Source organism: Streptomyces sp. NPDC002896, assembly GCF_040295225.1.
Taxonomy (GTDB): Bacteria; Actinomycetota; Actinomycetes; order Streptomycetales; family Streptomycetaceae; genus Streptomyces.
Genome location: NZ_JBEOVA010000016.1, coordinates 1 through 12,383 on the forward strand (window position 1 = coordinate 1; position 12,383 = coordinate 12,383).

The following is a 12,383-nucleotide window of genomic DNA, read 5'->3' on the forward strand; positions in this document are numbered from 1 at the left end:
GGTGGCGATACCGGAACTGGAGCCGACGAAGAGTCCGGCACCGATGACACCGCCGATGGCGATCATCGACAGGTGGCGGTTCTTGAGGCCTGCCTTCAGTCCGTCTCCGCCTGTGCCCTGGGGATTACCGGGATCGGAGGCCTTGGTGTCTGCCTTCGCAAGGGATGGTTGCGAGGTCATAGACGAATCCTTAAGTTCTCGGGGACGAGCCCTCGCATTCAAGCCCAGGGTTGTTACGGACGGAAGACACAGTTCCGGATTGTTGTGTTTCACATAGCGGGACTTGTTTCGGATGAAGATGCTCTCGAGACGCCCTGGCGCGTGTCCCGGACCCGCACGCGGGCCCCGGCACCTGGACATGCCACACTCGGACCCATGCGCGTGTACCTCGGCTCGGATCATGCCGGCTACGAACTCAAGAACCACCTCGTCGAGTGGCTCAAGGCCCACGGCCACGAGCCCGTCGACTGCGGGCCCCACATCTACGACGCCCAGGACGACTACCCGCCGTTCTGCCTGCGTGCAGCCGAGAGGACGGTCGCGGACCCGGAGTCCCTCGGCATCGTGATCGGCGGTTCCGGCAACGGCGAGCAGATCGCCGCGAACAAGGTCAAGGGCGTCCGCGCGGCACTGGCCTGGAGCGAGCAGACGGCAGCGCTGGGCCGCGAGCACAACAACGCCAACGTCGTCGCCGTCGGCGCCCGCATGCACAGCACCGACGAGGCCGTGAAGTTCGTCGAGATCTTCCTCAACACGCCGTTCTCCGGTGACGAACGTCACGTCCGCCGCATCGACATGCTCTCGGCATACGAGACCAAGGGCGAGCTGCCGCCGATCCCGGCGCACCACCCGCAGCAGCAGTAGGCCGCGGCCCGGGGCCCCGCGGCCTGGGTTCGCCGCGGAGCGGCGAAGAAAAGACGAGGAAAGAGGAGCCGTGCCGGAGGGGCACACCATCCACCGCCTGGCCAAGGACTACCTGTCAAGGTTCGGCGGCCGCCCGGCGCAAGCCGCAAGCCCGCAGGGCAAGTTCGGAGACGCCGCCGCACTCCTGACCGGCACGGTCCTCACCACCGCGGAGGCCCACGGCAAGCACCTCTTCCTCGGCTTCGAGGGCCCGGACTGGGTCCACATCCACCTCGGCCTGTTCGGCAAGGTCGGCTTCGGCGAGGTCCCCGCACCCCCGCCGACCGAGACGGTCCGCCTCCGTCTGCTCAACGACACGGCGTACGTCGATCTGCGCGGCCCCACGACCTGCGCTCTCATCACGGACCCCGAGAAGCAGGCGATACACGACCGGCTCGGCCCCGACCCGCTCCGCCCCGACGACGACCCCGACCGCGCGTACAAGCGCATCTCCCGCAGCCGTACCACCATCGCGGCCCTCCTGATGGACCAGAAGGTCATCGCGGGCGTCGGCAACGTCTACCGGGCGGAGGTTCTCTTCCGGCACGGCATCGACCCGTACCGACCGGGCAGGGACCTGACGTACGACCAGTGGACCGCGATCTGGGCGGACCTGGTCGAGCTGATGCGCGAGGGCGTACGCAACAACCGCATCGACACCGTGCGTCCCGAGCACACCCCCGAGGCGATGGGCCGCCCGCCGCGTGTCGACGACCACGGCGGTGAGGTGTACGTGTACCGCAGGGCGCACCAGCCCTGCCACATCTGTGGCGGCGAGATCCGCACCGCCGATCTCGCCGCCCGCAACCTCTTCTGGTGCCCGGGCTGCCAGCCGCCCGGATAAATCCACCGGCGGCGGCCGGCGCAAGCCGGAATGCCCGCTGCTATAAGCCGGAATGCCCCGGCTAGAACCCGTGCGGCAGCCACGGCGCCACCGCCGACGAGAAGGCCACCGCGGCCTCCGCAACCGCCCCCGCCCGCAGCTCCCGCACCCGCCCCGACGCGGCCAGCGCCGACAGGGACACCCCGCCGAGGTAGACCGCGCCCAAGTCCCGTACGGACAGCGCCAGATCGGCGTCGTCGTCCGTCCGCTTGCAGGAAGCGCCTTTGCCGTCGCCGGTGAGCCGCCAACGCCCCTCGTTCCAGGGGCAGAAGGCGTCCTCGACCTCGAACACTACGTCGACGGGCGCCTGGTACGTACGCGCCTCCAGGGCCGCGCCCACATCCACGAGCCGTACGTGCAGCGAGTCCCGCAGTCGCACCTGGCACCGGCGGATGTCGGACACCAGATGCTGCCAGGCGTCGTCCACGGGACGGCTGCGCACCTCGAGCGTGGACGTCAGGTCGATCTCGAACAGGAACCGCCACAGCGCCGCGTACGCCGCCGGATCGAGCGCCTCCAGGTCGCGCAGGACGATCGTGCCCTCGGGTCCGGCCGCCTTCCACTCGGGCTTGTTGTGGAAGCGGGCGTAGCCCACGACTTCCCCGGCCCGCTCGGCCAGCACGCACTGCAGTGGTGAGGAGCCCTGCCGCTCGCTCTCCGGGTCGAGCAGCGGCAGCTGCTCCCAGCCGGGCCGCCGGGCGAGCATCCCAGGCCGCCCGGGCACCCGCCGCGCGTACACGGCCTCGCAGGCATCCGCCGCATCGACGGGGGCGGCGAACCGCAGACGGACGCCATCCGTGCCCGGCGGCACGGCCAGCCGGACGCGCGCCGTGTCGATCTCGGCGGACAACAGCTGTGTGGCGACGCCGTATCCGAACCGGCCGTAGATCGCGGGTTCCGAAGCCGTCAGCACGGCGAGCGGCTCACCCCAGGACCGGACGTCGTCCAGCTGACGCCGCATCATGGCCGTGAGCACGCCGCGCCGGCGGTGCGTCGCCGCGACGCTCACCATCGTGACGCCTGCCGCGGGCACCAGTGCACCGCCCGGCACCGTGATCCGGAACGAGAAGGCCCCCGCCGTCCCCACGCAGTCGTCGCCGTCCCAGGCGCCGAGCGACCGCTCGAACTCGGTGAGGCGTTCCCACAGGGCGCGCTCCTCGTCCGCCTCCGGCACTCCGCCGAACGCGAGCACCAACTTCCCGTACCACGTGTCCCACTCGGCCGGCTGCAGTACCCGCAGGTCTGTCGTCATATGCCATGAGTACCAGGGAGTTGAGGACGGGGCGAGCCGATTTCGCGCAGGCCTCCGGAAGCCGCCTCCAAGGCCCCTCGGGAGAGGGACGACAGTTTTGATGAGGGGGACAAGTAGGACCTCCCGTGCGAGGGACCTGGCCCGATGGATAAGGTCCCGAGCAATGGCAGGACAACGCGCGGCAGCCGAGACGCTCCCGGCCCGGATGAAGAGGCAACTGCACCGGGTCCGCGTCGGCCTGCGCAAATCGGGCGTCGACTACTTCCGCGGAGACGGCTCCGACTGGATAGCCCTCGCCGGTCTGCTGCTGACGATCCCGCTGATCGCGGGCGTCACCCTCGCCAATCCCGTGTGGTGTTCCCCGGCCGTCCTCGTCCTGCCGATCGTGGCGGGCGGACTGCTGCTGCGCCCCGCGAGCCTCCTCGGCCTGTACGCGGCGGCGGCGACTGCCCTGATCGTGGAGTCGGTCAAACTCGGTCCGTACGCGGAGGGCCCCGCCCGGGTGACTCCGGGAACGGTCCTGGTGGTGGCCGCCTGCGGTTTCTTCGGACTGCTGATCGCCCAGTTCCGCAGCAGGGTCGGCGTGCCGTGGCGGCGCGGCGGCACGATGCTGTTCGACCTGCGCGAACGTATCCGAGTGCACGGCAAGCTCCCGGTCCTGCCGAAGGGCTGGCACCGCGAGATCGCGCTCCGGCCGGCCGGTGGCCAGTCCTTCTCCGGCGACTTCGTGGTGGCGGCCCGCACCAACGGCGGCCGCACCCTGGAGGTCGTTCTCACGGACGTCTCGGGCAAGGGCATGGACGCGGGCTCCCGTTCCCTTCTGCTGTCCGGCGCGTTCGGCGGCCTCCTCGGCTCGCTGCCGCCGCACGCGTTCCTGCCCGCCGCCAACGGCTATCTGCTCCGCCAGAACTGGGACGAGGGCTTCGCCACCTCCATCCACCTCGTCCTGGACCTGGACTCCGGCGACTACGAACTCTTCACCGCGGGCCATCCGCCGGCCGTACAACTGCACGCGGGCAGCGGCCGCTGGGAGGAGAAGGCGGCGGACGGGCCGCTGCTCGGGGTCTACGACGGCGCCCAGTTCGACCCCGTCAAGGGCTCGCTGCGCCCCGGAGACGTCCTGATGCTCTTCACCGACGGCCTCGTCGAAACGGCCGACCGGGACATCTCGGAGGGCATAGACCGCCTCACCGGTGAGGCCGACCGCTATGTCGCGGGCGGCTTCCACGGGGCGGCCTGGCACCTGATCGAAGCGGTGGCGAAAGACGTCAACGACGACCGGGCGCTGCTGCTCGTCTGCCGGGAGACGTGACGCTCGGCCGGACGCGCGACTCTCGAGGCGCGGATGCGATCCTCTGTGTGCGGACGCGGGACCCTCGAGGTGCCGAAGCGGGACACTCGACGTGTGACGCGGAACGACACCCACGAGATCATGACGCCGGCCGAGGTCGAGGCCCTCGCCCGTGAGGCGCACTCGGCCCAGACCGACAAGGCCGGCCGCCCCTACGCCGAGCATCTGCGGGAGGTGGCCGAGGGCGTCCGCGCCCGCGACGGCAGCGACGAGCAGATCGCAGCGGCCTGGCTGCACGACGCCGTCGAGGACGACGTGCTGTCCGAGGAGTGGCTGCACGGTGCCCCGCTGACGCAGCGTACGAAGGACATCGTGCTGGCGCTCACCAAGCGCCCGGCCGAGCCCCCTGAGGCCTACGCGCAGCGCATCCTGGCCACACCCGGAGCCCTCCTGGTGAAGGAGGCGGACCTCGCCAGCAACGCCGACCCGGCCCGCCTCGCCCTTCTTGACGAGCTCACGCGCGCCCGCCTGACACGGAAGTACGCGACGATGCGCGACCTGCTGGGCCTCTAGGACGCGGTCTTCGCCCGCTCCCGCGCCAGCTCTGTCGCGTCCCGCTTGAAGGCCCACTCCATCTTCGGCTCCATCGCGAACCGGAACACCCGCTGTACGGGCGGTGTGCACAGCAGGGTGATGACCGTGGCCGCGACGAGCGTCACGAAGATCTCACCCAGCGGCTTGTGCAGCCACTCGTAGTCCTCGTACCAGCCCCAGAAGCGCGAGCCCTTGGCGAGGAAGCCGTGCAGCAGATAGCCGTACAGCGTGCCCGCGCCGAGTGCCGTGAACCACATCCGCCGCCGCGGCACCCAGGCGAAGAAGCACGCGGTCAGCACCATCGAGCAGCCGAAGAGCGCGAGCGTCATCACGACACCGGCCCACCAGGGCGAGCCCAGCTCCTGCGCGCTGTCGCGGTGGTAGAACCATGCCGACGACATGCGCGGGGCGGCCCAGTAAGCCACCAGGAGCGCGCCCGCGAGGACGGGGACGGACAGCAGCCGCACCTCGCGCCGCCGCAGCATCTGGAAGTGCTCGGGCTTCATGAACAGGCCCATGACGAAGAACGGCAGGAACTGCAGGACGCGCTGGAGGTCCAGGTCGTCGCCGATGTCGGGCGAGACGGTGGCCAGCGTCGCGATGGCGAGCGCGAGCGGCACCGGCCAGCGGACCACCTTCCACAGCGGGGTGGTGAGCCGCCACACGAAGAGCGCGACCAGGAACCAGGTGAGGTACCAGGGATCGAGCAGGCTGATCGGGTGCGTCGGATCGTCGTCAGCCCACTGCTTGAAGAAGGAGTACGCCACTTCGAATATGACGTACGGCACGGCGACGCCGGTCACCAGCCGCCTGAGCCGGTCCGGGCGCATGTCGAAACTGCGCGAGAAGTAGCCGGAGATCAGGATGAAGGCTGGCATGTGGAACGTGTAGACGGTCATGTACAGGGCCTCGGCGGCCCGGCTGTGATCCGTCAGGGGCTCCCACGCGTGCCCCATCGCGACCAGCACGATCGCCAGGTACTTGGCGTTGTCGAAGAACGCGTCACGTTGCTTCGCGGGCTTGTTGCCCGGAGCGCTGCCGCTCGGGGCCCTGCGGTCCGGGGTGTTGGCCCCCGGGCTGCGGGAAGCGTCGGCCGCCTGGGTGGTCCGCGGGGATCGCGGGCCCGGCACTCCCGCCGCCGGCTCCTGCACCGGGGGGAGTGGCGCTCTGTGGTTGCCGTGCGGTCGCAGCGAGTTCGTCACAGGCCCTCCCACCAAGAGCTCGGCAAGACGGCTGCGCTTACTGGGGACGAGGCAGCGTGAAACATCTGAGGCACCCTAGCGTTGTCTGTGTGATTTCGTAAAACCATCAACTCAAATCCTGCTTATGGCCTGCGAGTACCCGGGATTCGGGGAAGTCGACATAGCGATCCGCAATCTCCTCCACACAGCTGACTGTTGACCGCTACGTCCGAACTCATCCCCATTAATTGGGGCATAACGTCCGCGGGCGACTCTGGTGAAATGTCCGATTCATTGGCTTTTTGGATGACGGCTTTGATGTGTCGTCAGTCTCACAGATGCGTCTGTGGTAACGGGCGGATGTGCCTGTGACGACAATTCGAATTCCCTGCGCACACCTTGTGTGGACATCGAAACGATCAAGCCGAATTGATGACCGTGCAGGTCACGCGAATTGCCCTACGCGCGCGTGGCGTTCAAGTGCCACACGGATGCGCAGCCGCGGGCTGCGGGAGCACACATGGCCGACGATGCGTCACGCGTCGCATAGCGCGGCCGGGTTGGTGGCACGATGGTTCTGGGCGGGGGTGTGCGGGATCGCACCTCCGGGCCGGGAGAGCGGACCGACCTAGGGTGTGATCAGTTGTGGCCATTTCACTGTCAGTGGTGCTGCTGTTGGCGATCATCCTCGTGGTGTTGATCCGCGGGGGTTCGATCAAGGCGGGCCCAGCGATCATCGCGGTGCTCTTCGGCTTCTTCCTCGCCTCAACCGGAATGGCCCCCTCCATCAACCGGTTCCTCGACTCGATAGCGGACACGATCAACTCGATCAGCTTCTGAGACCGGGACCGGTGGCCCGTTTCCGTTGTGGGCAGGCGTTCCGCATGGCGATGGGGTCCCCTCTGCTCGAGCGAAGCCGAGAGCTTGGGGGAGGGTGGGCACAACCCGCGACGGCGGGCGCCATGAACCCGTACGGCGTACAGAAAGGCCTCCGGCCCGGTCCACGTAAATCTGCGGACCGGGCCGGAGGCGAAAGAGCGGGCGACGGGAATCGAACCCGCGTAGCTAGTTTGGAAGACTAGGGCTCTACCATTGAGCTACGCCCGCACAGTGTGCGCCGCAGGTCACCCCGCGGCACGGAAAGCATCGTAGCGGGTCGCACCCCTCCGCCGCACACCCCGCCGTCACGGGGCGGCACTCACGGTGGGGGCGCGCCGTACGAGGTGCTGGTGGACCGGACGCAGCGTGTCCACTCGGTCGCGGAGAGCGTGTCGTGACGGTAGCCCGGCGTCGCACCCGAATCAACGGGAGCCGCACTGCCTGCGGGCATGTACCCTACCTGTCGCACCGACGGGGTGTGGCGCAGCTTGGTAGCGCGTCCGCTTTGGGAGCGGAAGGCCGTGGGTTCAAATCCCGCCACCCCGACCACCACCGGGATCCGGAGCCGGTTGACCGGCAGGGTCCTTGATCGCCTTTTGGGGCGTGTACCACCTGCCGTTACTATGCAGACTGCACGCCCGTGTGTCTCAGGTCTGATGTCTTCCGGGCGACGCGATCCGCTGAAGCCTTCTGGCTCAGCAGAAACCAAGAAGTCAGCCACAAGGAGACCGAACCGTGAAGAGCGCCGTGGAGACCCTGAACCCGACCCGGGTTCGGCTCACTGTCGAGGTGCCCTTCGAGGAGCTCAAGGACAGCCTCGACGCGGCGTACAAGAAGATCAACCAGCAGGTCACGGTGAAGGGCTTCCGGAAGGGCAAGATTCCGGCGCGCGTCATCGACCAGCGGTTCGGTCGCGGTGCTGTGCTGGAGGAGGCCGTCAACGACGCGCTCCCGAAGTTCTACACCGAAGCGGTCAACGAGGGTGAGCTGAACGTCCTCGGTCAGCCCGAGGTCGACATCACCGAGCTGAAGGACGGCGAGCTGCTGACCTTCACCGCCGAGGTCGACATCCGCCCGACCATCGAGATTCCGGACTACTCCGGCATCGAGGTCGAGGTCGACGCCGTCGAGGTCACCGACGAGGACATCGAGAAGTCCGTGGAGCAGCTGCGCGAGCGCTTCGCCTCCACCTCCCCGGTCGAGCGGGCCGCCGAGGACGGCGACGTCGTGACGATCGACCTGGAGGCCAAGGTCGACGGCGAGGTCCTCGAGGACGGCGTCGCCGAGGGTGTCTCGTACACCATCGGCTCCGGCGAGCTGCTGGACGGCATCGACGACGCCGTGAAGGGCCTGGAGGCCGGTGGCGAGGCCACCTTCGCCTCCGAGCTCAAGGGCGGTTCGGCGGCCGGCAAGGAGGCCGCGGTCACCGTCAAGGTCACCCAGGTCGCCAAGCGTGAGCTGCCGGAGCTCGACGACGAGTTCGCTCAGCTTGCCTCGGAGTTCGACACCCTCGAGGAGCTCAAGGCGGACAGCCGCAAGCGCCTCGAGAACATGAAGCAGTACGACCAGGCCACGCAGGCCCAGGAGCGCGTGCTGGACAAGCTGCTCGAGCTGGTCGAGGTCCCGGTCCCCGAGAAGCTCCTCGAGGACGAGGTCAACACCCGTAAGCACAACCTCGAGCACCACCAGCTCGGCCAGATGGGTCTGAACCTCGAGCAGTACCTGGAGATCCAGGGCAAGACCGTCGAGGAGTTCGACGCCGAGACCCGCGAAGCGGCGATCAAGGGCATCAAGACCCAGTTCGTCCTCGACGAGCTGGTCTCCAAGGAGAAGCTCAACGTCAGCCAGGAGGAGCTCACCGAGCACCTCATGCGCCGTGCGGCCTCCTCCGGCATGTCCCCCGACCAGTTCGCCCAGGCGGTCGTCCAGGGCGGCCAGGTGCCGATGCTCGTGGGCGAGGTCGCCCGCGGCAAGGCGCTGGCGGTCGTGGTCGAGGCGGCCACGGTCAAGGACACGAACGGTGAGGTCGTCGACCTGGACGACGAGGAGGACGAGACCGTCGAGGCCGCCTCCGAGGAGGCCGCCGAGGCCTCCGGCGACGACGAGAAGTCCGAGGCCTGAGCCTCGCGTCTCCCACGCTGAACGACGGGCCCCGAGGTGCTGCGGCACCTCGGGGCCCGTCGGCCCTTACGGGGGCCCCTGTGCGCCCTGAAGGGCACCCTGTGTCGTGGTGCTGCGCCCACCCTCCCCCCCAAGCTCTCGGCTTCGCTCGAGCAGGGGCCCTCATCGCCCTGCGGAACGCCTGCCCACAGCGGTGGGGTCCCCCGGCCGGAACCTGCGCTCACAGCGAACAGTTCCGAATGCGGGATGGCACCCGCCTGCCTGCGCGTTAGGGTCCATGAATACGAGGGCAGGGGAGTCCCCACACGCCGTCGGCAGACGGTTACGCGGCGGGGTCCCAGCCTGAAGCAGAAGACGTGAGACGGCCCGGCGCCGTCGTAAGACGAGCAGGTGGATACGTGACGAATCTGATGCCCTCCGCCGCCGGCGAGCCTTCCATCGGTGGCGGCCTCGGTGACCAGGTCTACAACCGGCTGCTCAACGAGCGGATCATCTTCTTGGGCCAGCCGGTCGACGACGACATCGCCAACAAGATCACCGCGCAGCTGCTGCTCCTTGCCTCGGACCCCGACAAGGACATCTACCTCTACATCAACAGCCCGGGTGGCTCGATCACGGCGGGCATGGCGATCTACGACACCATGCAGTACATCAAGAACGACGTGGTGACCATCGCCATGGGCATGGCGGCCTCCATGGGTCAGTTCCTGCTGAGCGCGGGCACGCCCGGCAAGCGCTTCGCCCTGCCGAACGCCGAGATCCTGATCCACCAGCCCTCCGCGGGCCTGGCGGGCTCCGCGTCGGACATCAAGATCCACGCCGAGCGGCTGCTGCACACCAAGAAGCGGATGGCGGAGCTGACAGCCTTCCACACCGGCCAGAGCGTGGAGCAGATCACCCGCGACTCGGACCGCGACCGCTGGTTCGACCCGGTCGAGGCCAAGGAGTACGGCCTGATCGACGACATCATGCCCACCGCTGCCGGCATGCCGGGCGGCGGCGGCACCGGGGCGGCCTGAGCCCCTTCCGCCCCCAGCCACCGCCACAGCCCTTAGGCCATAGGAGAACACCGTGAACGACTTTCCCGGCAGCGGCCTGTACGAGCGCACGCGCGCTGAGCGCGGCCAGGCCGAGTACACCGGCCCCCGCGCCGAGTCCCGCTACGTGATCCCGCGCTTCGTCGAGCGCACCTCGCAGGGCGTCCGCGAGTACGACCCGTACGCGAAGCTCTTCGAGGAGCGCGTGATCTTCCTCGGCGTCCAGATCGACGACGCCTCCGCCAATGACGTCATGGCGCAGCTGCTGTGCCTGGAGTCGATGGACCCCGACCGTGACATCTCGGTCTACATCAACAGCCCCGGCGGCTCCTTCACGGCGCTCACGGCCATCTACGACACGATGCAGTTCGTGAAGCCGGACATCCAGACGGTCTGCATGGGCCAGGCCGCCTCCGCCGCCGCGGTCCTGCTGGCCGCGGGCACGCCGGGCAAGCGCATGGCGCTGCCGAACGCCCGTGTCCTGATCCATCAGCCGTACAGCGAGACGGGTCGCGGTCAGGTCTCCGACCTGGAGATCGCTGCGAACGAGATCCTCCGGATGCGTGCGCAGTTGGAGGAGATGCTGGCCAAGCACTCCACGCAGCCGATCGAGAAGATCCGCGAGGACATCGAGCGCGACAAGATCCTCACCGCCGAGGAAGCGCTGTCGTACGGCCTGATCGACCAGATCATCTCCACGCGGAAGATGAACAACCCCTTGGTCGTCTGAGCAAGCGCAGTAGCATTTGCCGCCCTTGGCACGGTTCGCGTCAAAGTCAACCGTGCCAAGAGGGGCCCGAACGGGGGGCCCGGCAAGGTACCGTCGGATATGAGGCACCAGGAGCCGCTGAACGTGGCGTCTCCCAGGCGAAGGGGAAGCACCTCGTGGCACGCATCGGTGACGGCGGCGACCTGCTCAAGTGCTCGTTCTGCGGAAAGAGTCAGAAGCAGGTCAAGAAGCTCATCGCAGGCCCCGGTGTGTACATCTGCGACGAGTGCATCGACCTCTGTAACGAGATCATCGAGGAAGAGCTCGCCGAGACGAGCGAGGTGCGCTGGGAGGAACTGCCCAAGCCCCGCGAGATCTACGAGTTCCTCGAGGGGTACGTCGTCGGCCAGGAGCCCGCGAAGAAGGCCCTCTCGGTCGCTGTGTACAACCACTACAAGCGGGTTCAGGCCGGTGAGAACGGCGGCTCCCAAGGCCGTGACGACGCCATCGAGTTGGCGAAGTCGAACATCCTGCTGCTGGGGCCCACGGGCTCCGGCAAGACACTTCTGGCCCAGACGCTGGCCCGGATGCTCAACGTCCCGTTCGCCATCGCCGACGCGACGGCGCTGACGGAGGCGGGCTATGTCGGCGAGGACGTCGAGAACATCCTCCTGAAGCTCATCCAGGCCGCCGACTACGACGTCAAGAAGGCCGAGACCGGCATCATCTACATCGACGAGATCGACAAGGTCGCCCGTAAGAGCGAGAACCCGTCGATCACGCGTGACGTCAGCGGCGAGGGCGTCCAGCAGGCCCTGCTGAAGATCCTGGAGGGGACCACCGCCTCGGTCCCGCCGCAGGGCGGCCGCAAGCACCCGCACCAGGAGTTCATCCAGATCGACACGACGAACGTGCTGTTCATCGTGGGCGGCGCGTTCTCGGGTCTGGAGAAGATCATCGAGTCCCGGGCGGGCGCGAAGGGCATCGGCTTCGGCGCGACCATCCGCTCCAAGCGCGAGCTTGAGGCCAAGGACCAGTTCGAGGACGTGATGCCCGAGGACCTGGTGAAATTCGGGATGATCCCCGAGTTCATCGGCCGCCTCCCGGTCATCACGTCCGTGCACAACCTCGACCGGGAGGCGCTTCTGCAGATCCTGGTCGAGCCGCGCAACGCGCTGGTCAAGCAGTACCAGCGTTTGTTCGAACTCGACGGGGTCGAGCTGGACTTCGAGCGCGAGGCCCTCGAAGCCATCGCCGACCAGGCGATCCTCCGCCAGACGGGCGCCCGCGGCCTGCGCGCCATCATGGAGGAGGTCCTGATGTCGGTGATGTACGAGGTCCCGTCCCGCAAGGACGTCGCCCGCGTCGTCATCACCCCGGACGTCGTCCACTCCAACGTCAACCCGACGCTGATTCCGCGGGATGCGCGGGGGCGCGGTCCGGGAGAGCAGAAGTCCGCGTAAGCGGCACGCGCACACCTACGACGAAGGGGCGCCCGGCGACACATCGCCGGGCGCCCCTTCTCTGTTGTCC

The 12,383-nt window shown here is 68.2% G+C and carries 11 protein-coding genes, 2 tRNA genes and 1 pseudogene; 10 read left to right on the forward strand and 4 right to left on the reverse strand.

Annotated elements, in window-relative coordinates; genetic code table 11:
* Window positions 1-180, reverse strand: a pseudogene (locus ABT009_RS27485) (amino acid transporter); the annotation flags it as partial.
* Window positions 181-375: 195 nt separating this feature from the next.
* Between ABT009_RS27485 and ABT009_RS27490 the strand changes: the two are divergent.
* Both ABT009_RS27490 and ABT009_RS27495 read left to right on the forward strand, forming a co-directional pair.
* Entirely contained in the window at window positions 376-864 is a 489-nt protein-coding gene (locus tag ABT009_RS27490; protein ID WP_351300371.1) for a ribose-5-phosphate isomerase, read from the forward strand.
* Window positions 865-934: 70 nt separating this feature from the next.
* Window positions 935-1,747 carry an Fpg/Nei family DNA glycosylase gene (locus tag ABT009_RS27495; protein WP_351300374.1) on the forward strand — a complete coding sequence of 271 codons (813 nt, stop codon included), beginning with the start codon at window positions 935-937 and terminating at the stop codon, window positions 1,745-1,747.
* Between the two features lie 61 nt (window positions 1,748-1,808).
* On the opposite strand, the gene ABT009_RS27500 is transcribed toward ABT009_RS27495, so the two are convergent.
* Entirely contained in the window at window positions 1,809-3,038 is a 1,230-nt protein-coding gene (locus ABT009_RS27500; RefSeq protein WP_351300377.1) for a GNAT family N-acetyltransferase, read from the reverse strand.
* A gap of 163 nt (window positions 3,039-3,201) precedes the next feature.
* Between ABT009_RS27500 and ABT009_RS27505 the strand changes: the two genes are divergently transcribed.
* Window positions 3,202-4,350, forward strand: coding sequence for a PP2C family protein-serine/threonine phosphatase (locus ABT009_RS27505; RefSeq protein ID WP_351300380.1), 1,149 nt, complete (start codon window positions 3,202-3,204; stop codon window positions 4,348-4,350).
* Between the two features lie 120 nt (window positions 4,351-4,470).
* Complete coding sequence (locus ABT009_RS27510; protein WP_351300760.1) at window positions 4,471-4,902, forward strand: HD domain-containing protein; 432 nt, start codon at window positions 4,471-4,473, stop codon at window positions 4,900-4,902.
* Here ABT009_RS27510 and ABT009_RS27515 read toward each other — a convergent pair.
* Window positions 4,899-6,125 carry an acyltransferase family protein gene (locus tag ABT009_RS27515; protein ID WP_351300383.1) on the reverse strand — a complete coding sequence of 409 codons (1,227 nt, stop codon included), beginning with the start codon at window positions 6,123-6,125 and terminating at the stop codon, window positions 4,899-4,901. The genes ABT009_RS27510 and ABT009_RS27515 overlap by 4 nt on opposite strands.
* Window positions 6,126-6,749: 624 nt before the next feature.
* Here ABT009_RS27515 and ABT009_RS27520 point away from each other — a divergent pair.
* Window positions 6,750-6,944 (forward strand): hypothetical protein, encoded by a 195-nt coding sequence (locus ABT009_RS27520; protein ID WP_351300386.1) that lies wholly within the window; start codon window positions 6,750-6,752, stop codon window positions 6,942-6,944.
* Window positions 6,945-7,140: 196 nt separating this feature from the next.
* On the opposite strand, the gene ABT009_RS27525 is transcribed toward ABT009_RS27520, so the two are convergent.
* A tRNA-Gly gene (locus ABT009_RS27525) sits at window positions 7,141-7,211 on the reverse strand.
* 244 nt (window positions 7,212-7,455) lie between these two features.
* Between ABT009_RS27525 and ABT009_RS27530 the strand changes: the two genes are divergently transcribed.
* From ABT009_RS27530 to clpX, 5 genes are all read left to right on the forward strand, one after another.
* Window positions 7,456-7,532: transfer RNA gene (locus ABT009_RS27530), tRNA-Pro, on the forward strand.
* A 186-nt stretch (window positions 7,533-7,718) separates the two neighbouring features.
* Entirely contained in the window at window positions 7,719-9,104 is a 1,386-nt protein-coding gene (gene tig, locus ABT009_RS27535) for a trigger factor (protein WP_351300389.1), read from the forward strand.
* 410 nt (window positions 9,105-9,514) lie between these two features.
* The gene (locus ABT009_RS27540; protein WP_351300763.1) at window positions 9,515-10,123 is read left to right on the forward strand and encodes an ATP-dependent Clp protease proteolytic subunit; all 609 of its coding nucleotides are present in this window, start codon (window positions 9,515-9,517) and stop codon (window positions 10,121-10,123) included.
* 52 nt (window positions 10,124-10,175) lie between these two features.
* Window positions 10,176-10,871, forward strand: coding sequence for an ATP-dependent Clp protease proteolytic subunit (locus ABT009_RS27545; RefSeq protein WP_309484446.1), 696 nt, complete (start codon window positions 10,176-10,178; stop codon window positions 10,869-10,871).
* 155 nt (window positions 10,872-11,026) lie between these two features.
* Window positions 11,027-12,313 (forward strand): ATP-dependent Clp protease ATP-binding subunit ClpX, encoded by a 1,287-nt coding sequence (clpX, locus tag ABT009_RS27550; RefSeq protein ID WP_351300393.1) that lies wholly within the window; start codon window positions 11,027-11,029, stop codon window positions 12,311-12,313.
* Window positions 12,314-12,383: the final 70 nt, after the last annotated feature.

Bases quoted from the DNA above. Each gene is read 5' to 3' on its own strand.
- ABT009_RS27490 (WP_351300371.1), top strand. From the start codon at position 376: ATGCGCGTGTACCTCGGCTCGGATCATGCCGGCTACGAACTCAAGAAC.
- ABT009_RS27500 (WP_351300377.1), bottom strand. From the start codon at position 3,038: ATGACGACAGACCTGCGGGTACTGCAGCCGGCCGAGTGGGACACGTGG.
- ABT009_RS27505 (WP_351300380.1), top strand. From the start codon at position 3,202: ATGGCAGGACAACGCGCGGCAGCCGAGACGCTCCCGGCCCGGATGAAG.
- ABT009_RS27510 (WP_351300760.1), top strand. From the start codon at position 4,471: ATGACGCCGGCCGAGGTCGAGGCCCTCGCCCGTGAGGCGCACTCGGCC.
- ABT009_RS27540 (WP_351300763.1), top strand. From the start codon at position 9,515: ATGCCCTCCGCCGCCGGCGAGCCTTCCATCGGTGGCGGCCTCGGTGAC.